The following is a 21275-nucleotide window of genomic DNA, read 5'->3' as shown; positions in this document are numbered from 1 at the left end:
AAAAAACGCACTCGGCATCGCGGCTGTGGACTAACCCTCAGGACGCCGTGATTGGGCGTTGACTGACCTGGATCGGACATGAATCAAAACAACCTGCAAAACAAAAGCCTGCTGCTGTTACTGGCCCTGGTGACGGTGGCGTTCATCTGGATTCTGCTGCCGTTCTACGGGGCGCTGTTCTGGGCGGTGATCCTGGGCATCGTCTTTGCTCCCTTACAGCGCCGTCTGCAATTGAAGTTCGGCTGGCCGCGCAATCTCACGGCCCTGTGCACCCTGTTGGTTTGCCTGTTGATCGCCATCCTGCCGGTGATCATCACCAGTGTGTTGCTGGTCCAGGAGGGAGCCGAGTTGTACAAGAAAATCGAAAGCGGTCAGTTGGACATCGCCGGCTACCTGGCCCAGTTCAAGCACAGCTTGCCACCCTACTTTCAGCACCTGCTGGATCGCTTCGGCCTTGGCGAACTCAAGGGCTTGCAGGAGAAGGTGGTCAAGAGCGCGATGCAGGGCAGCCAGTACCTGGCGACCCAGGCGTTCAGCTTTGGTCAGGGCACCTTCGAGTTCGTGGTGAGCTTCTTCATCATGCTCTATCTGCTGTTCTTCTTTTTGCGCGATGGCGCCGAACTGGCGCGCAAGATCCGTACTGCCGTGCCCCTGGCCGAGTACCAGAAACGCCGGCTGCAGCTGAAGTTCAATCGGGTGGTGCGGGCCACGGTCAAGGGCAATGTGCTGGTGGCGGTGACCCAGGGGGCCCTGGGTGGAATGATCTTCTGGTTCTTGGACATTCCCAGCGCCCTGTTGTGGGCGGTGTTGATGGCGTTTCTGTCTTTGTTGCCGGCGGTGGGGGCGGGGATTGTCTGGGGGCCGGTGGCAGCGTACTTCCTGATCAGCGGAGCGATCTGGCAAGGGGTGGTGCTGGGGTTGTTCGGGGTATTCGTGATCGGTCTGGTGGACAACCTGCTGCGGCCCATCCTGGTGGGCAAGGACACCAAGATGCCGGATTACCTGATCCTGATCTCGACCCTGGGCGGGCTGGCGATCTTCGGCCTCAATGGCTTTGTCATCGGGCCCTTGATCGCCGCGCTGTTCATGTCCAGCTGGGCGCTGTTCGTCGAAACCCGGCCACGGGTGCAGTTGCCTTAGAAGTGGATCTTCTGCAGATCGAGTTGCCTGGACAGGGCCTGGGCGGCGGGTAGGGAGGTCAGCGGGCCGCTGACGGCTTCGCCGTCGCGTACCAGGTACCAGCAGGCCAGCAAACCCAGTTCCCTGAGCGACGCGGGGACGGCACTGCCGATGACGGACATGATCTGAACCTTGGGCATGACAAGCTCCTCGATTTGCGAGGAGTTACCTTACAAAGCCCCAAGTGCTACGAAAAATCACCCAGTCTGATAGTGGACATTGATGCCGGTGCTAGCGGCAACGGTCGTTCAGTCCACGACCTGATCGAGCATGTGCAGCACTTCCTGCTCATTGAGCAGGCCTTTGCGCACCAGATTCTGGGCCAGCAGCGAGAGAAACTTGGCGCTGCGATGGCCTTCCAGATGCTTGAGTTCGGTCAGGGCGTCGTACACCCGGCTGGAAGTGCAGAGGCCTTCGACGCGATGGGGGTTTTGCGTGGGCATGGGGTCGTCCTTGTTGTTATGGGCCTGTGGCGAGCGGACTGGGTCGATCTTGCAGTGCTTGAATGACACAAACATGACAGTCCCATGTTGCTCAGGGCCGTCGTGGGATCAGTACACTATTCCCGGATTTGAACGCAAATACTGTTCCAGTCGCGACATTGTTCAGAATTATTCAGACATTCGGGTGATGGCAAAATGCAACAGGCCCCGCTTCGGGGGCGGGGCCTGTGGCTGTTTCAGCGGACTGTTACCAGCGGCCGGGACCTGGGCCGTAGTAGTAATGCGGGTGGCCGTAGTAGCCCCGTGGTGGGCCGTAATACACCGGCGCCGGGCGGTAATAGACCGGTTGTTGTACATAGACCGGTGCCGGCTGGTAGTAGACCGGCGGCGGTGGTGCGGCATACACCGGCTGGGGTTGCACATAGACCGGCGCCTGCTGCACGTAGACCGTGCGATCCTGGTTGGCCATCACCGAGCCCACAACGGCTGCACCGACAACTGCGCCCAGCGCTGCGGGGCCGGCCCAGCCGCCACCGTGAGCCGATGCCTGGCCGGCGACAGCCAGCGCACCTATGAGCAGGGCAATCTTGGGGATTTTGGAAATCATGGTTGTTCCTCGGTTCAACCCCTGCGTTTATGGTCTGCACCAGACTCAAGAACTGACGCGGGGATACTTCTAAGACAGCGGTTTCTGGAAAATCTGCACAGCCGCTGAGTAAATGTTGTGTAAGGTCTGTATCGGCCTCTTTACCGTCATCCCTGGGCGCTGAAGAGGTCTGCAAACCAGCGCCGATATGATCAGGCACAAGGGGCTTGGCTGACCAATCCCGTCTATCCGAAAGTGCCCAGCGAGGAGATGTATATGCAAATGAACCCCAACAAAGACACCCAGTTGTGCATGTCGCTTTCCGGGCGTCCCGGGAACTTCGGCCTGCGTTTTCACAATCATCTGTACGAGCAGTTGGGGCTCAATTTCTACTACAAGGCTTTCAGCAGTCAGGATCTGCCTGGTGCGGTGCGCGGGATTCGCGCGTTGGGGATTCGCGGCTGTGGCGTGTCCATGCCGTTCAAGGAGGACTGCATCGCTCTGGTGGATGAGCTGGATGCCTCGGCCAGGGCCATTGCTTCGATCAACACCATCGTCAACACCGACGGCCACCTGAAGGCCTACAACACCGATTACATTGCTGTGGCCCAGTTGCTGGCCGAGCACGACGTGCCACGGGAATCGACCTTCGCCCTGCGCGGTAGCGGCGGCATGGCCAAGGCGGTGGCCAGCGCCTTGCGTGATGGCGGTTATTCCCAGGGCGTGATCGTCGCGCGTAATGAAGTCACCGGGCGCGCCCTGGCAGGTGCGCTGGGATATGAGTGGCAGGCGGAGTTGGGCAGCCTGCGGCCGCAGATGCTGATCAACGTGACCCCGATCGGCATGAGCGGTGGCCCGCAAGCGCAGCAGCTGGCCTTCGAGGCCGAGGCGATTGCTGCAGCGGATCGGGTGTTCGATGTGGTGGCCGTACCGCCCGAGACGCCGTTGATCCTGCGGGCCAGGGCCGAGGGCAAGCAAGTCATCACCGGGCTGGAGGTGATTGCGATTCAGGCCCTGGAGCAGTTTGTGCTGTATACCGGCGTGCGCCCGAGCGAGGAGCAGTTCCACAAGGCGGTGGCCTTCGCCCGGGCTTGAGCCGGCAATTTCGTTAGCGGCCCATGGGCGTGCGTCAGCTCAGCCTTCAAGCAGGGCCAGGCGTTCTTCCAGGGCGGCAATCCGCGCTTCCAGCTCTTCGATGCGCTCCACCGAAACCGCGCCGCCGGCACTGCGCTCCACCGGGTTGCCCCGGGCGGCGAGGATGGCTTCGATATCCGCCGGGTCACCCAGGGCGTGGGTGTAGCGGTCCTCGCGCTGGCCGGCCTGACGCGGGATATGCAGGGCCAGGCCCCGGGCAATCAGGCGCTCGAGCTGGTGCAGGACCTGTTCGCTGTCTTCGAAGTCATGCATGCGCCCGCTGCGGGTCAGCAGTTCGTTGACCGTCTGCGGGCCCCGCAGAAACATCAGGCCGCACAAGATCAACTGCGCCGGCACCAGTTCCAGGGCTTTGTCCAGGCGCTGTTCCCAGCGGTCGGCGCGGCTGCCCATGACCAGCCGAGTGAAGCCTTGGGCCTCGAGGGCGCGCAGGCTTTGGCCGACCTGGCCCTGGGTCAGGTTCATCACCGGCTCGCGGCTGGTTTTCTGATTGCAGGCGATCACCAGAGCGTTGAGGGTCAGGGGATAGGTTTCCGGGCTGGTGGCCTGCTTTTCGATCAACGAACCCAGAACGCGGATGTCGGTACTGCTCAGGCGCAGTGCTTCGTTGGGGGTGTCGTGCTCGCTGCTCATAAGTGCTGGTCCCTTGGTCACTGATGGATGGGGTCGTGGAAAACCCGGTGCATGGCGCGCTAGGGCGGTCTTGAGTTTTCCGTGGCCGAGTCGGCCCTCTTCGAGGTGCTCTGTTTTACCTTCAGAAGCCGGTTCTGGCCATCAGAACTTGGTGGAGCGGGGATCGGGCGGCGGCTTTCAAGGGGGTAATGCCGCCGCGCAGTCAGCGCGGCGGCGGGTGTTTCAGCTGGGTTGCGGGGCTTGTGCCGGTTCGGCCGCGGCAAGCGGCGCGGACGGCGCTGCGGGAATGGCAGCGGTTTCCAGGCAGCGATGGGCAAATCGGGCGATGCTGCGCAGGGCGTTCCTGGCAGAGCGCAGATAGAAGGCCTGCAGCTGGAAGACATGCCAGCGGCCATCATGAATCTCCAGCTGGCAGGGCACGCCGCAGGCCCGTGCGCGTTTCGCCAGGCGGAGGGAGTCGGACAGCAGTAGCTCCTGGTCGCCGACCTGAATCAGCATCGGCGGCAGGCCGTGCAGGTCCGCTTCCAGAGGGCGATGTGAAGGCGTCTGCGCAGGGACGGCGTAGGCCTTGAGGGCCTGTTCCAGCCAGTCGCGGCGGATCATCGGGTCGACGGCGGCTCGGGATTGAATGCTGTCTGCGCCCAGGTCGGGATCGGTGACCGGCGAGAGCAGTATCAGCCCGGCCGCGAACGGCTCGCCGCGTTGCTTCAAGGCCAGTGCCAGTGCCAGCGCCAGGGCGCCACCGGCAGAGTCGCCGGCAATCAGCAGCTGTTGCGCCGGGCAGCCCTGGGCACGGATGGCGTCATAACAGGCCAGGCAGTCGTCCAGCGCGGCCGGGTAGGGATGCTCTGGTGCCAGTCGGTAGTCGGGTGCCCAGACGCGGCAGCCACTTTCCCTGGCCAGGCGGCTGGTGACGCTGTAGTGGGTGTCCGGGTTGCCCAGGCAGAAGGCGCCGCCGTGCAGGTAGAGGATGACCGCGTTCGAGGTCCGGGCCTTGGGTTCGACTGTCTGCACCCTCAACTGACCCAGGTCCGTGTGCTGTCGGGTTACGTCGAGGCCGCCGGGCATCAGCCAGGAGAGAGCGTTGACGAGCTGGCGCTGGCTCACCAGTTCCCGCGGCGGGCCGATCAGGGTCCTGAAACTGGCTCTCAGGAAAAGCCGCAAGAAAGCCGCATTACCCCGTTCCAGCCAATCCCCGGGTGGGGCCACTCGCTGTCCATCGCTGGGCGAAAACGGCGCGTCCAAGGGGCTGGCAAACCGGTAGGCGGACAGCCCGGCATAGCGGGTCAGCCATCTGTAGCTCCAGGTGAAGCCGGGCCAGTTGGTGCTGTTGTGCCCCCGTGCGTCGACATACCAGCTCTGGCAGCCGCTCCACACCGAGGTGGCCAGGCGGCGCTGGATGCGCAACTGAAAACGCTGGTGGGGCGCCTCGTCCACCTCCAGGGTTTTCGCCGTGCTTTTGAGCAGCGCCCGGCGGGCCTTGATCACATGGGAGATCTGGCTTTCCAGCATGTGGATGATGGAGTTGTGGCCCAGGTTGGTGTTGGGCCCGTAGAGCATGAAGAAGTTGGGAAAACCGGGCACGCTGAGCCCCAGGTAGGCTGCCGCGCCATGTTGCCAGGCCTGGTTCAGGTCGACCCCGCCGCGGCCGCTGATGCGCATCGGCGAGAGGAATTCGGTGGCGGCGAAACCGGTGCCATAGATGATCACATCCACCGGGTGCTGCTGGCCGTCGAGGGTTTCGATGCCGTGCTCGGTAATGCGTTCGATGCCCTGGGTCAGCAGCTCGACATGGGGTCTGGCGAAGGTTTTCAGGTAGTCGTTGGACAGCAGGATGCGCTTGCAGCCGATGGGGTAGTCCGGGGTCATGCGCTGGCGCAGTTCGGGATCGGGCACCGAGGCGTTCAGCAGCTTGTGAAAAGGAATGCCGACCACCCATTTGGTCAGGTCCTTGAGGCGGGTAAAGCCCAGGGCCCGGGATTCGAAATGCAGGTAGTGAGCGGCGCGCACCAGCTTGGTCCATAGCGGATGGCGGGCGAATCGCTGTTTTTCCTCCGGGCGGTAGGCGCGGTCGGCCTTGGGCATGATGTAGGCCGGGGAGCGCTGGAAGACCTTGAGCGCGGCCACCTGATCGGCAATCTGCGGAACGAACTGGATGGCCGAGGCTCCTGTGCCGATCACCGCCACCCGCTTGTTGGCCAGGGGATAGTGATGGTCCCAGGCTGCGGAATGGAATACATGGCCCTGGAAACTGTCCAGACCCGGCAGATTGGGCAGGGCGGGGCGGCTCAGTTGGCCAGTGGCGCTGATCAGCAGGCGGGTGAAGTGTTCCTGGCCATCACTGCAGATGACCTGCCAGTAACTGCCGGCTTCATCGAACCGGGCGTGGCGCACTTCGCTGCCAAAGTGGATGTGGCGCAGCAGGTCGTAGCGGTGGGCGCAATGCTGCAGATAGCCGTGGATCTCTGCCTGAGGGGCGAACACCCGGGACCAGTTCGGGTTGGGCTCGAAGGAAAACGAGTACAGGTGCGAAGGCACGTCGCAGGCGGCGCCAGGGTAGGTGTTGTCGCGCCAGACGCCACCGACGTCCTGGCCTTTCTCGAGAAGGATGAACTGACTGACCCCGGCCTTGCGCAGGGCGATGGCCATGCCCAGGCCGCCGAAGCCGCTACCGATGATCAGGGCCTCAAGGGGCGCGGTTGGGCTGGAGGGTGGGTTGCAGGCAGGTGCTGATTGGGGCATGACGACCTCGTTGTTATTGTTGTGCGGCACTGGGTTGATCCACCCGAGGCCACTTCCTTGTTTCTGTGGTGCAGCCCCGATCAGTGAAGCATGCAGGGAATAAAACGCAGGCCCCATGCTGTAACGGGACAAGTGCTTTAGTATTTGGGCCAAATCAGCGGTTCATGAGCCCGGCCCATGAGTTTCCAGACCTATACCCGAGGACCTTCCAGCGCCTTGCTGCTGGTGAACTTCGGCCGTGAAAAGGGCTTGCCAGCGGTGAGTTTGCTGGCCGGCTCGGGGTTGTCCCTGGAGCAGCTGCGGGACCCCAACAGCCTGTTGACGGCGGCTCAGGAACTGCAGCTGGTGAGCAATCTGCTGGGTTTGCTGGGCAATCCCCGGGGCTTGGGTTACGCCGTGGGCGCGCGCTATCACTTTTCCAGCTACGGCCTGTTTGGCTATGGCCTGATCAGCAGTGCGACTGCGGCGGATGCCTTGAACCTGGCCTTGCGTTTTTTACCCCTGACTTATGCCTTTGCCACGATCGGCTATCGATTGGAGCAGGAGCTGGGAGTGCTGACGTTTGCTGAGCCTGCGGTGGCGGACCTGGCGGTACGGGAGTTTCTGCTGCAGCGGGACATGGCCGCTTCGGCGGTATTGATGAAGGAGATTGTGGGCCCGGACTTTCGCCTGGCGCGGTTTACCCGGTGCAATGGCCGTCCTGTGGCGCGCAGCACGGGGGAGGTGGAGCAGATCCTTGGCCTGAGTCCCGCCTATCGGGCCCAGCAGCATGACCTGGCCTTCGACCGGCGCTTCCTGACCCGGTCCTTGCCCCAGGCCAATCCACTGACGGTGTCGATGTGCGAGCAGATGTGTGCACAGTTGCTGGAGCGTCGCTCGGCGCCTCAGGGGGCTGCGGCCCTGGTGCGCCAGCATCTTGAGGCCGCCCCCGTCGGCAGCGTACCGGACCTGCCGAGCATGGCGCGGTTGAGCCGGACCAGCGTGCGCACCCTCAAGCGTCGTTTGCAGGAGGAGGGCACGTCGTACCGGCAATTGCTGAGCCAGCAGCGCAGCGCCCGGGCCCTGGAGCTGTTGGGCAACCCGGCCTTGAGCCTGACGCAGATCGCCGAACGGCTGGGCTTCAGCGACCTGTCGAGTTTTTCCCAGAGCTTCAAGCGCTGGTTTGGCGTCGCGCCCAGCGCTTATCGCCAAGGGCCTCCGGGATAAAGGCCCCGGGGCCGGCCGCTGTGGCTATAATCCCTGCTCGTTGTATTTCCGCCATCCATGTCGAGACTGTCATGACTATTTCCCTGTACGCCGCTTCCGTTCCTGTCTTCAAGCAAATGCTCAACGCCTTGAGCGATGTGCTGCACAAGGCCGAAGCTCACGCCACGGCGAAGAATATCGAACCCAATGCCTTGCTCCAGGCGCGCCTGTACCCGGACATGTTCCCGCTGGTGCGTCAGGTGCAGATCGCCGTGGATTTCGCCAAGGGCGTATCGGCCCGCCTGGCCGAGGTCGAGCTGCCCAAGTACGACGACACTGAGGTCACCTTCGCTGACCTGCAGGCGCTGATCGCCAAGGTCCTGGCCTTTATCGAGGGCATCCAGCCTTCGCAGATCGATGGCAAGGAAGGCATCGAGATCGTCACCCGTCCGGGCACTCCGAAAGAGAAGCGCTTCAGTGGCCAGTCCTACCTGTTGACCTACGGCCTGCCGCAGTTCTTCTTCCACGTCACCACCACCTACGCGATCCTGCGTCACAACGGTGTGGAAGTGGGCAAGCGCGACTACATGGGCGCGTTCTAAGCTGTCCCGCTGAAGAGCGGCACGACCCTTTCAGCGCACATAAAAAAGCCCGGCCAGGTTGACCCTGGCCGGGCTTTTTAGTGGCCGTGAATCAGGCTGAGGCTTGCGCCTTGTCTTCCTGGGCCATGCACGCCGCGGCGGTGAAGAGCACGTCGGTGGAGGAGTTCAGCGCGGTTTCCGCCGAGTCTTGCAGCACGCCGATGATGAAGCCTACGGCCACTACTTGCATGGCGATTTCGCTGGGGATGCCGAACAGGCTGCAGGCCAGCGGAATCAGCAGCAGCGAGCCACCGGCGACACCGGAAGCGCCGCAGGCGCAGATCGCTGCCACCACACTGAGGAGCACGGCGGTCGGCAGGTCGACGGCGATGCCCAGGGTGTGCACGGCGGCCAGGGTCAGCACGGTGATGGTGATCGCCGCGCCGGCCATGTTGATGGTGGCGCCCAGGGGGATGGACACCGAATAGGTGTCTTCATGCAGGCCCAGGCGCTTGCTCAGTTCCAGGTTCACCGGAATGTTGGCCGCCGAACTGCGGGTGAAGAACGCGGTGATGCCGCTCTCGCGCAGGCAGGTCAGTACCAGTGGGAAGGGATTGCGGCGGATCTTCCAGAACACGATCAGCGGGTTCATCACCAGGGCCACGAACAGCATGCAGCCGATCAGTACCGCCAGCAGGTGCAGGTAGCCCAGCAGCGCATCGAAGCCGGAAGTGGCCAGGGTCGAGGCCACCAGGCCGAAGATCCCCAGGGGCGCGAAGCGGATCACCACGCGCACGATCAGGGTAACGCCATTGGACAGGTCATCAAGCACGGTGCGGGTGGTCTCGCCGGCATGACGGATGGCCACGCCCATGCCGATGGCCCAGGCCAGGATGCCGATGAAGTTGGCGTTCATCAGGGCGCTGACCGGGTTGTCCACCACGCTCAGCAGCAGGCTTTGCAGCACTTCGGTGATGCCGCCGGGAGCGGTGATGGCGACGTCGTGGGTCGACAGCACCAGGGCGGAAGGGAACAGGCTGCTGGCGATCACGGCTACCACGGCGGCAGCGAAGGTGCCCAGCAGGTAGAGCACGAGGATCGGCCGGATATGGGTTTCCTGGCCGTGCTTGTGGTTGGCGATGGAGGCCATCACCAACACGAACACCAGGATCGGTGCCACGGCCTTGAGCGCCGAGACGAAGACCTTGCCGATGAAGGTGGTGGACTTCGCCACTTCAGGTGCCAACAGGGCCAGGGCGATCCCGGCAAGCAGGCCGATGACGATCTGTGTCACCAGGCTGAGGCGTTTGAGGGTGTGCAGAAGGGAAGGAGGGGAAGCGCTCATAGCGGTATCTCTATTTTTTTTAATGTGCAGTGCATGCCGGGTACCCTGGGCCGGAAGTGGTCCGGGCTGGAGCGGCACCCATGGCTGCGGTGGTCAATGGCAACCGGCGATCGGGCCGCTTGAGTGGCAGCGCGCGATCAGGCCTGTTTCTGGCAGGGGGCGGACTTTATCACAGCAATCAGGGCTTCCCGCGTCGATGTGACGATCTGCCACTTGCCGCTGCAAGAAAAGCGACGACGTGGCGGTTGCCCTGACCCGTACACACTCTGTTAATATTCGCCATCCCCTTTTCCTATCCAGTCAGCGGGCCCTTCGGGCTGTCGCTGCTGTCGCCGTTTCTGGAGTTCTTGATGTTGTTGCCCATCCTGCTGTTGTCGGCCGCGGGTTTTACCGTGCTGACCACGGAATTCATCATCGTCGGCCTGTTGCCGTCGATTGCCCGGGACTTGCAAGTCAGTGTGTCCCAGGCCGGCTTGCTGGTGACCCTGTTCGCGTTCACCGTCGCCGCTTTCGGGCCCTTCCTGACCGCCTATTTCGCGCGTTTTCCGCGCAAGCAGCTGTTTATCAGCGTGCTGCTGATGTTTGGCCTGGCCAATACCCTGGCCGCCCTGGCGCCGAACATCTGGGTGATGTCCCTGGCGCGACTGGTGCCGGCCCTGGGGTTGCCGGTGTTCTGGGCCCTGGCCAGCGAAACGGCAGTGGACATCGTCGGCCCGGACTATGCCGGGCGCGCCATTGCCAAGATCGGCTTCGGCATTGTCTGCGCCACGGTGTTCGGGATTCCCGTGGGCACTCTGATTGCTGACGCCTTTGGCTGGCGCAGTGCTTTCGGCCTCCTGGCTCTGGTGGCCTTCGGCAAGGCCCTGCTGCTGTGGGTCTATCTGCCGACTACCAAGCCACATAACGAACAGGCGAGCCTGCGTTCGCAGTTCCGCATCCTGCGCAGCCCGCTGATGCTGGGGCATGTGCTGCTGTCGATCCTGGTGTTCAGTGGCATGTTCACTGCCTACACCTACCTGGCGGATATTCTCGAGCGCCTCGCGGGCTTTAATGGCACGTTGGTGGGTTGGTGCCTGATGGGCTTCGGCGCGGTGGGGTTGATTGGCAACTCTCTGGGGGGGCGAGCTGTGGACCGGCATCCGCTGATCGCGTCCATGGTGTTCTGTGGGTTGATGATCGGCGGCATGGTGGCCCTGGTGCCGAGCATTCATTCGACCCTGGGGTTGGCGGCAGCCATGGGCGTTTGGGGTGTGACCCAGGCAGCGTTGTTCCTGGTCAGCCATGTGCGGCTGATCAAGGCGGCACCGCAAGCACCGGCGTTCGCCGCGTCGCTGAACATCGCCGGGGCCAACCTGGGAATCGGCCTGGGGGCCATGGTCGGCGGCCGGGTGATCGATACCCTGGGGCTGGGCAGCCTGGGGTTCGCGGCGTCCGGCTTCATTTTGCTGTCCATCGCCCTGGCGTTGCTGCTGATGAATCTCAAGGCACCGGACGCCTGTCCTTCCTGATCAGTGGTTCAGGGGTGTGAACAGTTCCCGGCGCGCCCCTTCGGTGATGGCGACAATGCCGGGGTGTTTGACCTTGCGCTCCACGGAGATGGCATAGAACGATTCGGTCACGGCATCGGTCTGGCCAATCAGTTGCACGCCGTACTGTTGCCGGACCTCATCGGCAATCACGCTGGGAGCGATAAAGATCCCGCTGCCGGACTGGCCGAAGGCCTGCATCAAAGCGCTGTCATCGAATTCGCCGATGATCCGCGGTTGCAACTGCTGTTCGGCGAACCAGCGCAATAGGCGGCTGCGAACCACGGTTTCCTGGCCCGGGATCAGCAGCGGGGCGCCGTGCAGGCCTCGGGGAAAGTCCGCACCGTGCAATCGCGCCAACTCCTCGGTGGCGAAGAAGCTGACGCCGCATTCTCCGAGTTTCTGGCTGTAACCCTTGATGTCCAGGTGCGAGGGCATGGGGCTGTCGGAGATCACCAGGTCCAGGCGCTGAATGGCCAGGTCCGCCAGCAGCCGTTCCAGCTTGTCTTCACGACAGGTCAGGCGAATCGGGTCGCTGAGCTCCATGGTCGGCGCGATCAGGCGATAGACAATGGACTTGGGCACCACGTCTGCCACGCCGACACGGAACTGGATCTGTTGCTCGTCGGGTCGGGCCCGGAGCATGGCTTCCAGTTCGCCGCCGAGCTGGAACATCTGTTCGGCGTAGGGCAGGGCCTGGCGCCCGGCTTCGCTCAGCTCCAGCTGGCGTCCGACCCGGCGAAACAGTTCGATGCCATAGGTCTGCTCCAGCAGGCTGATCTGGCCGCTGATGGTTTGTGGGGTCAGGTTGAGCTGCTCGCAGGCGCGGACGATGCTGCCGGTCTTGGCTACAACCCAGAAATAATGCAGTTGGCGGTAGTTGAGCATGGTGACTGTCAGTTCGTTAAAACCGAAGTATAACTGCTAAAAATACGAATTTTCCTGAAGTATTACTCTCCTTAGAATGCCTCGCTATCGAAGGGGCCCCACTTGGCCCCGTCCGTTCTATCGAGGAATACGGCATGTCATTCAAAACCCTGGGCGCAGCGTCGCTGCTGGCCCTGTCTATGCTGACCCTGGCGGGTTGTGATCAGGCGGAAAAAAGCGCCCAACAGGTGCTGGACAAGGCGGCCGAGACTGCCAAGCAAGCCATCGACGATACCCACAAGGCCGCAGAGCAAGCGTTGAGTGACGCCACGCAAAGTGTGACCGGTAAGGAAAAACCACAGGAAGACGCGGCCAAGAAGCCGGAGTCTTCCCAGGAAATCTGATCTTTCATACAACCGATTCAGGATTGACCCATGGATTACCTTTTACAACTCGCTGCCAGCCCCACTGCTTGGGTCGCCCTGGCCACCCTGGTGGTGATGGAAATCGTGCTCGGCATCGATAACCTGATCTTTATTTCCATCCTCACCAACAAGTTGCCGGAAAAGCATCGGGCCAAGGCGCGGCGCATCGGTATTGGCATGGCGTTGTTCCTGCGTCTGGCGCTGCTCAGCACCATCGCCTTCATTGTCCAGCTCACCGAGCCGGTGATCGACGTGATGGGGCAGAGCTTCTCCTGGAAAGACATGATCCTGATTGCCGGTGGCTTGTTCCTGGTGTGGAAAGCCACCACCGAGATCCACCACAGCATGGTTCCGGAGCCTGAGGCGGACAAACCCCAGACACCGGGCGTGGCCATCGGCTTTGCCGCTGCGATCGGTCAGATCCTGTTGCTGGACATGGTGTTTTCCATCGACAGCATCATTACTGCCGTGGGCATGACCGAGCACTTGCCGATCATGATCATTGCCGTGGTGGTGTCGGTACTGGTGATGCTGCTGGCTGCCGAGCCGCTCGCCAAGTTCATCAATGACAACCCGACCGTGGTGATGCTGGCCCTGGGTTTCCTGATCATGATCGGCATGACCCTGATCGCCGAAGGCTTCGGCGCTCATGTGCCCAAAGGGTATGTGTATGCGGCGATGGCGTTCTCGGCGGCCATTGAAAGCCTGAACATGCTGGCTCGTCGGGCTCGGCAGAAGCGTCAGGCGGCGCAGGCCGAGGGCTGATTCGCAATCATGGCAAACGGCCGTCTGTACTCCTTGGAGTCAGGCGGCCGTGTTGTTTTCGGGAGAGCGCAAATGCTGATCAGTGAGCAGGGGCAGGGCGTCGGGCGGCTTTTGCGGTCTTGATGTCGGGGGTGGACTGCTGGGGCTGATGATGGTGGCGGCGGGTGATGCGCAGCACGCCCCAGAGCATTGCAGCGGCTACGGCCAGCCAGCCCAGGATCAGCATCACTATCGTCGTTGTCAGGCTCATAAGTGCCTCCTTGATGCCCTGTCCAGGGCACACACTCTTACCAATGGACAGTCTAGTAGCCTCTGTGTTTCAGGCTATTGACCAATAGTCGAGAGTCTTCGAACACTTCGCTCTATGGTTTGCAATTAACTGCCGCCTAACGCTATACCCTTGCCCGTGAGCACCCTATGATCAAGTCCCCAGCCGGGACCGGGTCGTCCGGCGTTTGAATATAGAGAGCGATGATGGTGCGGGTATTTCCTCGATTTCGAGCGGCGTTGCTGGTCAGCGCCTGTGTCTTGAGCCTGGCCGGTTGTGCTGGCAGCGTGCAACCCGAGATCCAGCGCCTGCCGGAGCGGGTGGAGCTCAACAGCGTGCCGTTTTTCCGTGGAGAGATGTATCAAAGTGGCCCCGGAGCCTTGGCTGGCATGCTGTCGCAACAGGGCATCGTGATTACTCCGGGGCTGTTGGACAAACCCTTGCACCTGCCTGGCGCCGAGGCGCAATTGCAGCAGAACATGCAGAGTCTGGCGCGTGAGTACGGGATGGTGGTCTATCCCCTGGATGAGCATTTAGCAGCCCTGCTGACCCAGGTGGCGGCGGGTTATCCGGTACTGGTGCGCTTTACCGAAGGTTCGACGTTCTGGGCTGAACCGCGTTATGCGGTATTGGCCGGCTATAACCGGGACAAGCAAACAGTGCTGCTGCGCGGAGCGAAAAGCCGTCGGCAACTGATGAGTTTCAGTGAGTTCGAGTCTTCCTGGAAGAACGCCGGGAGCTTTGCGGTACTGATTCAGGCGCCCGATCAGTTGCCGGCCAAGGTCGATCGCCAACGCTGGTTGAAAGCCGCCAATGAACTGGGGCAGGCCGGTCAGGAACAGGCGGCGGCCAGGGCCAGCAAAGCGCTCGACAGCCACTGAAGCCTGCAGACAACAACGGCGCCATGGGGCGCCGTTGTTGTGCTTGAGTATCAGTGCGAGGCTTGAGGGGCCGCGGTCTGACGGTTCTTGAGGTTTTTGTCGGCCTTGTAGCGCAAGGCTACGTCCGGTACCGAGCCACTCTTTCCGGTTTCTACCCAGTTGCGGATGCGGCTGGCGTCGGCGAAGTGGGTGTACTTGCCGAAGGCATCGAGAATCACCAGGGCTACCGGGCGATTGCTCATGCTGGTGACCAGCACCAGGCAGTGACCTGCCTGATTGGTAAAGCCGGTCTTGGTGATCTTGATGTCCCATTTTTCCTTGTTGACCAAGTGGTCGGTGTTGCGAAAGCCCAGGGTGTAGTTGGGCTTGCGGAATGCCACGGTCTTTTCCTTGGTGGTGCTCAGTTCACTCAGCAGCGGGTATTTGCGGGCGGCCACCAGCAATTTGCTCAGGTCGCGAGCCGTGGACACGTTATGGATCGACAGACCGGTGGGTTCCACATAGCGGGTGTGGGTCATTCCCAGGGACTTGGCCTTGGCGTTCATGGCTGCGATGAAGGCCGGGTAGCCTCCCGGGTAGTGATGGGCCAGGCTGGCGGCGGCACGGTTTTCCGAGGACATCAGGGCGATCAGCAGGGTATCCCGACGGCTTAGTTCACTGTTGAGCTTGACCCGGGAGAACACGCCTTTCATTTCCGGGGTGTCGCTGATGTTCATGGAGATGTATTCGTCCAGGGGCAGCTTGGCGTCCAGAACCACCATAGCGGTCATCAGTTTGGTCACCGAAGCGATGGGCACTACGACGTCGGGATTGCTGGAATAGATGACTTTGTTGGTTTGCAGGTCCAGCAGCAGGGCGCTGCCGGATGCAATATGCAATTGTGAAGTGTCTCTTGGCGCCGCGGTGGTTTCGCTGGCGTCGACGCTGTGCGCGATCAAGGTGCCGGACACAGCAAACAACAAGCTGAGGATGGAGAGACGAATTTTCACGCGGGCGGACTCGATAAAGATGGATATGCCGTTTGGCAACGGGCTTTTTCGGGAAAACGTTACATTTTATGAATATAGCTGAGGTACTGTCGATTGTTCTTCAGCGGTCAGTCGAAAACCCTTAAAAACCAAGAAAAAACACCGTTTTTTCCTGAGCGGTACTGCGGTTTCAGAATAGGCCGGGGGCGATCCTGAGCGCTAAGATTCAGGTGCGATAAAGAGCTCCGGGGCGGTGTAGCGTTGGCGCATAAAAAAACCCGCCATTGGCGGGTTTTTTATACGCTGTCGAAAACTTAGCTGTGCAGCGACTCGGCGGCGTACAGGGTGTTTTCCAGCAGGCAGGCGCGGGTCATGGGGCCTACGCCACCCGGTACTGGAGTGATCCAGCCTGCGCGGGGCAGGGCGGTTTCATAAACCACGTCGCCCACCAGCTTGCCGTCTTCCTGGCGATTGATGCCGACGTCGATGACGATAGCGCCTTCCTTGATCCACTCGCCCTTGACCAGGCCTGGCTTGCCTGCTGCAACGACTACCAGGTCGGCACGGCCAACGTGGCCGGCCAAATCCTTGGTGAAACGGTGGGTGACGGTCACGGTGCAACCAGCCAACAGCAACTCCATGGCCATCGGGCGCCCGACGATATTGGATGCGCCGACTACTACTGCATCCATGCCATACAGATCGGCACCGGTGCTTTCCAGTAGGGTCATGATGCCTTTCGGAGTGCAGGGCCGCAGCAGGGGAATGCGTTGGGCCAAACGCCCGACGTTATAAGGATGGAAGCCATCCACGTCTTTGTCCGGACGAATGCGTTCTAGTAGTAGAGAGGCATCCAGGTGCTCAGGGAGTGGCAGCTGTAGCAGGACACCGTCGATGTTCGGGTCATCGTTGAGGCGATCGATCAAGCCAGCCAGGGCTTCTTGAGTGGTGTCGGCGGGCAAGTCATAGGCTTGTGAAAGGAAGCCGACCTCTTCGCAGTCTTTACGCTTGTGCGAGACATAAACCTGAGAGGCCGGGTCGCTGCCGACCAGAATCACCGCAAGGCCCGGAGTACGCAGGCCTTGCTGGCGACGCTCGGCGACACGTTTGGCGATCTGCTGGCGCAGGCTAGCGGCGATCGCTTTGCCGTCGATTAGTTGTGCAGTCATGACGCGTGATTAACCATCGAGAGGGAGAGAAAAAGAGAACGCATTCTCGCATGTCGGAACGTGAGGGCAAAGGCGCTTGGTCTGCAAATTCCCCTAACTCCTTTAATTAAATGAATTTTTTTCAAAAAAGAGTTGACGACCTAAAGGCTCGTCTATAACATTCGTCGCACTTGTCGGGCACAGCCTAGCACTGGTTAAGAAGGTCGGGCAGAGTTGATGTTTAACTCGTAACGACTGAAAGCAATTAGTTTGTAATCGTTAAAGAATACAGATTAATAAGGCGCCCGTAGCTCAGCTGGATAGAGCATCCGCCTTCTAAGCGGATGGTCGCAGGTTCGAGTCCTGCCGGGTGCGCCATTAGGCAGCTTTGGCACAAGTAACGCAATATGGTGGGCGTAGCTCAGTTGGTAGAGCACAGGATTGTGACTCCTGTTGTCGTGGGTTCGATCCCCATCGTCCACCCCATATTCGAAGAAGGCGCCAGATTAATAGTCTGGCGCCTTTGCTTTAAAAGCTTGTTAAGCGGACGTGGTGGAATTGGTAGACACACTGGATTTAGGTTCCAGCGCCGCAAGGTGTAAGAGTTCGAGTCTCTTCGTCCGCACCAATAAAGTAGCTAGTTAATAGCAGATTACGGCGCAGCACCTGAAAAGGGCTGCGCCGTTTTCGTTTCTGGGTCCGGTATGTCCAGTGGTTCCGCAAATAATGGGGTGGCTGGGCTGGGCTGGGCAATGGTTGGCCTTTGGTCGCCGGGTGCTCGGATCTTGGCTATTGGTTGGTGTTTGTCAGGGGTGCTCTGAGCGACTCCTTCTATATATAGAAGGGTTGGTGTAGAGGCTCTGGTTGGATTCGTAGTATTTGCTCTCATGGCGAGGCTCAACCCTTTGTCCTCGCCTTCACATTGTCGGCTGTTTTTTACCCGTTTTCAGTAGGGTGACTTCTTGAGTTTGACCCACTAGAATGCATGCCCTTGATTCTGGGGTCGGAAAACGGCCGGCTAACGTCTGTGCAACGAGGAATATCCATGCAAGTTTCTGTTGAAAATACTTCTGCTCTTGAGCGCCGCATGAGCATCACCGTGCCGGCTGAGCGCATCGAGAGCCAGGTCAACAAGCGTCTGCAGCAGACTGCCCAAAAGGCCAAAATTGCGGGCTTCCGTCCTGGCAAGGTTCCAATGAGCGTGATTCGTCAGCGTTATGAGGCTGATGCGCGTCAAGAAGCAGTAGGTGATGTGATCCAGGCTTCCTTTTATGAGGCCGTTGTTGAGCAGAAGCTGAACCCGGCTGGCGCTCCTTCGGTCGAGCCTAAGGTGCTGGAGAAGGGCAAGGATCTGGAATACGTTGCCACTTTCGAAGTTTTCCCAGAGTTCACGGTTGCCGGTTTCGAAAACATCGCTGTTGAGCGTCTGAGCGCTGACGTGGCTGATGCTGATCTGGACAACATGCTGGAAATCCTGCGTAAGCAGAATGTTCGCTTCGAAGTTGCTGATCGCGCTGCGCAGAACGATGATCAACTGAACATCGACTTTGTAGGTAAGGTTGACGGTGAAGCTTTCGCAGGCGGTTCGGCTAAAGGTACCCAGTTGGTACTGGGCTCCGGTCGCATGATCCCTGGCTTCGAAGACGGTCTGGTCGGCGCCAAGGCCGGTGAAGAGCGTGTTCTGAACCTGACCTTCCCTGAGAACTATCAGAACCTGGATCTGGCCAACAAGGCTGCCGAGTTCACCGTGACTGTTAACAGCGTTTCCGAGCCTAAGCTGCCAGAGCTGACTGAAGAGTTCTTCGCTCAATTCGGTATCAAGGAAGCCGGTTTGGAAGGTTTCCGTGCCGAAGTTCGCAAGAACATGGAGCGCGAACTGCGCCAGGCCATCAAGTCCAAGGTGAAGAATCAGGTTATGGACGGTCTGCTGGCCTCCAACCCGATCGAAGTGCCGAAGGCACTGCTGGAAAACGAAGTTAACCGTCTGCGCGTTCAGGCTGTCCAGCAATTCGGTGGAAACATCAAGCCGGACCAACTGCCTGCCGAGCTGTTCGAAGAGCAAGCCAAGCGCCGCGTAGTGCTGGGCCTGATCGTTGCTGAAGTTGTTAAGCAATTCGATCTGAAGCCTGATGAAGACCGTGTTCGCGAGCTGATCCAGGAAATGGCTTCGGCTTACCAAGAGCCTGAGCAGGTCGTGTCCTGGTACTACAAGAACGAGCAGCAATTGAACGAAGTCCGTTCGGTTGTGCTGGAAGAACAAGTTGTGGATACTGTTCTGCAGAAAGCTAGCGTGACCGACAAATCGGTCTCTTACGAAGAAGCGGTCAAGCCGGTAGAAGCACCTCAAGCCGACTGATTTTCTTCTCGTTCGAAGCACACACCATAAGCCAGCCTTCGCGCTGGCTTATGCGTATTCAAGACGTGACTATTTGGGAGTGACTGCAGAGCATGTTCCGTAATTCGTATATTCAGCAGAACTCTGATATCCAGGCCGCAGGCGGTCTGGTCCCGATGGTTGTCGAGCAGTCTGCTCGTGGCGAGCGCGCCTACGACATCTACTCGCGCCTCCTCAAGGAGCGAGTGATCTTCCTGGTAGGTCCCGTAGAAGACTACATGGCCAACCTGATCTGTGCGCAACTGCTATTCCTTGAAGCGGAAAACCCGGACAAGGACATCCATCTCTATATCAACTCCCCGGGCGGCTCGGTGACGGCTGGCATGTCGATCTACGACACCATGCAGTTCATCAAGCCTAACGTTTCAACCACCTGTATTGGTCAGGCATGCAGCATGGGCGCGTTCTTGCTGACGGCCGGTGCCCCTGGCAAGCGTTTCTGCCTGCCAAACTCCCGAGTGATGATTCACCAGCCACTGGGCGGTTTCCAAGGCCAAGCGTCGGATATCGAAATCCATGCCAAGGAAATCCTCTTCATCCGTGAGCGTCTTAACACGCTGATGGCCAAGCATAGCGGGCGTACTCTGGAAGAAATTGAGCGCGATACCAATCGCGATAACTTCATGAGCGCCGAAGCAGCGCGTGAGTACGGGTTGATCGATGAAGTAATCAACCAGCGCCCCGCTTAAAATAAGCAGCTCAAAATAGGCTTGGTCAGTTGTTCTGATCAGTGGCGGGCTTGAAAAAGCCCGCAATAGCCTTCATCTTGTGTTGCAAGCCTATCGGATTTGGATCGAACGAATGACTGACACCCGCAACGGCGAGGACAACGGCAAACTGCTTTATTGCTCCTTCTGTGGCAAAAGCCAGCATGAAGTACGCAAATTGATTGCCGGCCCCTCGGTCTTTATCTGCGACGAGTGCGTCGACTTGTGCAATGACATCATCCGTGAGGAGGTGCAGGAAGCACAGGCCGAGAGCAGCGCGCATAAATTGCCTTCGCCTAAAGAAATCAGCGGCATCCTTGATCAATACGTGATTGGTCAGGAGCGTGCAAAAAAGGTTCTGGCGGTAGCGGTGTACAACCACTACAAGCGTCTGAACCAGCGTGACAAGAAGAGTGACGACGTCGAACTTGGCAAGAGCAACATCTTGCTGATCGGCCCTACAGGTTCGGGTAAGACGCTGTTGGCGGAAACCCTGGCTCGTCTGTTGAATGTACCGTTCACTATCGCCGACGCAACCACCCTGACCGAAGCCGGTTATGTGGGGGAGGACGTCGAGAACATCATTCAGAAGTTGCTGCAGAAGTGCGACTACGACGTAGAGAAAGCCCAGATGGGCATTGTCTATATCGATGAGATTGACAAGATCTCCCGTAAGTCTGACAACCCTTCGATCACCCGGGACGTTTCCGGGGAAGGTGTTCAGCAAGCCCTGTTGAAGCTAATTGAAGGCACGGTTGCCTCCGTTCCGCCGCAAGGTGGTCGCAAGCACCCGCAGCAGGAATTTCTGCAAGTCGATACTCGCAACATCCTGTTCATCTGTGGTGGCGCGTTCTCCGGGCTGGAAAAGGTTATTCAAAACCGCTCCACCCGTGGCGGCATTGGTTTCAATGCCGAGGTGCGCAGCAAGGAAGAGGGCAAGAAAGTTGGTGAGTCCCTGCGTGAAGTCGAACCTGATGACTTGGTCAAGTTTGGTCTGATCCCGGAATTCGTCGGCCGTCTGCCGGTTCTTGCAACCCTTGATGAGTTGGACGAAGCAGCGTTGATTCAGATCCTCACTGAACCGAAGAATGCCTTGACCAAGCAGTACGCCAAGTTGTTCGAGATGGAAGGTGTCGACCTGGAGTTCCGTACCGACGCCCTGAAGTCGGTCGCCAAACGCGCACTTGAACGCAAGACAGGCGCTCGTGGCCTGCGTTCGATTCTCGAAGGTGTTCTGCTCGACACTATGTATGAGATCCCCTCGCAATCCGAGGTGAGTAAAGTAGTGATCGACGAAAGCGTTATTGAAGGTAAGTCCCAGCCACTGTACATCTATGAAAACAGTGAGCCGACGGCCAAGGCGGCGCCAGACGCGTAAGCGTTGCGCTGTTGGATTGAAAGAAGGGGCCTTCGGGCCCCTTTGCTTTTAGCGTCTTAAAGTGCTGTCTTTAAGCTTGTTTTTTTTACAGGCAGCCCCCA

Annotated in this window: 21 protein-coding genes and 3 tRNA genes; 14 read left to right on the top strand and 10 right to left on the bottom strand. The window is 60.0% G+C overall.

What is annotated here, in order from left to right; all coding sequences use genetic code 11:
- Window positions 1-78 precede the first annotated feature (78 nt).
- Window positions 79-1140 carry an AI-2E family transporter gene (locus tag ACSSVC_RS25020; protein ID WP_446439809.1) on the top strand — a complete coding sequence of 354 codons (1062 nt, stop codon included), beginning with the start codon at window positions 79-81 and terminating at the stop codon, window positions 1138-1140.
- On the opposite strand, the gene ACSSVC_RS25015 is transcribed toward ACSSVC_RS25020, so the two are convergent.
- The 3 genes from ACSSVC_RS25015 to ACSSVC_RS25005 all read right to left on the bottom strand — a co-directional run bounded on the left by ACSSVC_RS25015 (window position 1137) and on the right by ACSSVC_RS25005 (window position 2229).
- The gene (locus ACSSVC_RS25015) at window positions 1137-1319 is read right to left on the bottom strand and encodes a hypothetical protein (protein WP_492611602.1); all 183 of its coding nucleotides are present in this window, start codon (window positions 1317-1319) and stop codon (window positions 1137-1139) included. The two genes, ACSSVC_RS25020 and ACSSVC_RS25015, sit on opposite strands and share 4 nt — an antisense overlap.
- Before the next feature lie 108 nt (window positions 1320-1427).
- A complete protein-coding gene (locus ACSSVC_RS25010) occupies window positions 1428-1622 on the bottom strand; it encodes a hypothetical protein (RefSeq protein ID WP_123727999.1) in 195 nt (64 codons plus the stop codon).
- Between the two features lie 247 nt (window positions 1623-1869).
- A complete protein-coding gene (locus ACSSVC_RS25005) occupies window positions 1870-2229 on the bottom strand; it encodes a hypothetical protein (protein ID WP_346635160.1) in 360 nt (119 codons plus the stop codon).
- A 255-nt stretch (window positions 2230-2484) separates the two neighbouring features.
- Here ACSSVC_RS25005 and ACSSVC_RS25000 point away from each other — a divergent pair, with 255 nt between their 5' ends.
- Window positions 2485-3303, top strand: coding sequence for a shikimate 5-dehydrogenase (locus ACSSVC_RS25000; RefSeq protein ID WP_346635159.1), 819 nt, complete (start codon window positions 2485-2487; stop codon window positions 3301-3303).
- 39 nt (window positions 3304-3342) lie between these two features.
- Here ACSSVC_RS25000 and ACSSVC_RS24995 read toward each other — a convergent pair whose 3' ends face one another.
- Together ACSSVC_RS24995 and ACSSVC_RS24990 are read right to left on the bottom strand one after the other, a co-directional pair.
- On the bottom strand, window positions 3343-3993 hold the full coding sequence (locus ACSSVC_RS24995; RefSeq protein ID WP_346635158.1) for a YceH family protein: 651 nt from the start codon (window positions 3991-3993) through the stop codon (window positions 3343-3345).
- A gap of 222 nt (window positions 3994-4215) precedes the next feature.
- Entirely contained in the window at window positions 4216-6735 is a 2520-nt protein-coding gene (locus ACSSVC_RS24990) for a flavin-containing monooxygenase (protein WP_492611601.1), read from the bottom strand.
- Between the two features lie 177 nt (window positions 6736-6912).
- Here ACSSVC_RS24990 and ACSSVC_RS24985 point away from each other — a divergent pair, with 177 nt between their 5' ends.
- Both ACSSVC_RS24985 and ACSSVC_RS24980 read left to right on the top strand, forming a co-directional pair.
- Window positions 6913-7941, top strand: coding sequence for an AraC family transcriptional regulator (locus ACSSVC_RS24985; RefSeq protein WP_492611600.1), 1029 nt, complete (start codon window positions 6913-6915; stop codon window positions 7939-7941).
- Between the two features lie 71 nt (window positions 7942-8012).
- On the top strand, window positions 8013-8522 hold the full coding sequence (locus tag ACSSVC_RS24980; protein ID WP_102864642.1) for a DUF1993 domain-containing protein: 510 nt from the start codon (window positions 8013-8015) through the stop codon (window positions 8520-8522).
- 91 nt (window positions 8523-8613) lie between these two features.
- Here ACSSVC_RS24980 and sstT read toward each other — a convergent pair whose 3' ends face one another.
- Window positions 8614-9846, bottom strand: a complete 1233-nt coding sequence (sstT, locus tag ACSSVC_RS24975; RefSeq protein WP_346635154.1) for a serine/threonine transporter SstT — start codon at window positions 9844-9846, stop codon at window positions 8614-8616.
- 350 nt (window positions 9847-10196) lie between these two features.
- Here sstT and ACSSVC_RS24970 point away from each other — a divergent pair, with 350 nt between their 5' ends.
- Window positions 10197-11354 (top strand): MFS transporter, encoded by a 1158-nt coding sequence (locus tag ACSSVC_RS24970; RefSeq protein ID WP_492611599.1) that lies wholly within the window; start codon window positions 10197-10199, stop codon window positions 11352-11354.
- On the opposite strand, the gene nhaR is transcribed toward ACSSVC_RS24970, so the two are convergent.
- A complete protein-coding gene (gene nhaR / locus ACSSVC_RS24965) occupies window positions 11355-12260 on the bottom strand; it encodes a transcriptional activator NhaR (RefSeq protein WP_346635152.1) in 906 nt (301 codons plus the stop codon).
- 134 nt (window positions 12261-12394) lie between these two features.
- Between nhaR and ACSSVC_RS24960 the strand changes: the two genes are divergently transcribed.
- Both ACSSVC_RS24960 and ACSSVC_RS24955 read left to right on the top strand, forming a co-directional pair.
- Window positions 12395-12643, top strand: coding sequence for a hypothetical protein (locus ACSSVC_RS24960; RefSeq protein ID WP_123727868.1), 249 nt, complete (start codon window positions 12395-12397; stop codon window positions 12641-12643).
- Between the two features lie 30 nt (window positions 12644-12673).
- A complete protein-coding gene (locus ACSSVC_RS24955; protein WP_446439805.1) occupies window positions 12674-13429 on the top strand; it encodes a TerC family protein in 756 nt (251 codons plus the stop codon).
- Window positions 13430-13508: 79 nt separating this feature from the next.
- On the opposite strand, the gene ACSSVC_RS24950 is transcribed toward ACSSVC_RS24955, so the two are convergent.
- The gene (locus tag ACSSVC_RS24950; protein ID WP_346635150.1) at window positions 13509-13679 is read right to left on the bottom strand and encodes a hypothetical protein; all 171 of its coding nucleotides are present in this window, start codon (window positions 13677-13679) and stop codon (window positions 13509-13511) included.
- A gap of 224 nt (window positions 13680-13903) precedes the next feature.
- Between ACSSVC_RS24950 and ACSSVC_RS24945 the strand changes: the two genes are divergently transcribed.
- The gene (locus tag ACSSVC_RS24945) at window positions 13904-14578 is read left to right on the top strand and encodes a PA2778 family cysteine peptidase (RefSeq protein WP_346635149.1); all 675 of its coding nucleotides are present in this window, start codon (window positions 13904-13906) and stop codon (window positions 14576-14578) included.
- A gap of 50 nt (window positions 14579-14628) precedes the next feature.
- Here the strand turns inward: ACSSVC_RS24945 and pbpG are convergent, their stop codons facing one another.
- Together pbpG and folD are read right to left on the bottom strand one after the other, a co-directional pair.
- Complete coding sequence (pbpG, locus tag ACSSVC_RS24940; protein ID WP_346635148.1) at window positions 14629-15567, bottom strand: D-alanyl-D-alanine endopeptidase; 939 nt, start codon at window positions 15565-15567, stop codon at window positions 14629-14631.
- A 293-nt stretch (window positions 15568-15860) separates the two neighbouring features.
- Complete coding sequence (gene folD, locus ACSSVC_RS24935; RefSeq protein WP_102864649.1) at window positions 15861-16715, bottom strand: bifunctional methylenetetrahydrofolate dehydrogenase/methenyltetrahydrofolate cyclohydrolase FolD; 855 nt, start codon at window positions 16713-16715, stop codon at window positions 15861-15863.
- A 280-nt stretch (window positions 16716-16995) separates the two neighbouring features.
- Here folD and ACSSVC_RS24930 point away from each other — a divergent pair.
- The 6 genes from ACSSVC_RS24930 to clpX all read left to right on the top strand — a co-directional run bounded on the left by ACSSVC_RS24930 (window position 16996) and on the right by clpX (window position 21174).
- Window positions 16996-17072 (top strand) — tRNA-Arg (locus ACSSVC_RS24930).
- 32 nt (window positions 17073-17104) lie between these two features.
- Window positions 17105-17180 (top strand) — tRNA-His (locus ACSSVC_RS24925).
- Between the two features lie 57 nt (window positions 17181-17237).
- Window positions 17238-17322: transfer RNA gene (locus tag ACSSVC_RS24920), tRNA-Leu, on the top strand.
- Window positions 17323-17739: 417 nt separating this feature from the next.
- Window positions 17740-19050 carry a trigger factor gene (tig, locus tag ACSSVC_RS24915; RefSeq protein ID WP_492611598.1) on the top strand — a complete coding sequence of 437 codons (1311 nt, stop codon included), beginning with the start codon at window positions 17740-17742 and terminating at the stop codon, window positions 19048-19050.
- A 92-nt stretch (window positions 19051-19142) separates the two neighbouring features.
- Window positions 19143-19778, top strand: a complete 636-nt coding sequence (clpP, locus tag ACSSVC_RS24910) for an ATP-dependent Clp endopeptidase proteolytic subunit ClpP (protein WP_011062274.1) — start codon at window positions 19143-19145, stop codon at window positions 19776-19778.
- Between the two features lie 112 nt (window positions 19779-19890).
- A complete protein-coding gene (gene clpX / locus ACSSVC_RS24905) occupies window positions 19891-21174 on the top strand; it encodes an ATP-dependent Clp protease ATP-binding subunit ClpX (RefSeq protein ID WP_102864651.1) in 1284 nt (427 codons plus the stop codon).
- The last annotated feature ends 101 nt before the right edge of the window (window positions 21175-21275 follow it).

Source organism: Pseudomonas sp. E1BtOHC1, from assembly GCF_058744285.1.
The sequence above is the reverse complement of the archived record's forward strand: the minus strand, read 5'-3'. Positions and strand labels throughout refer to the sequence as shown.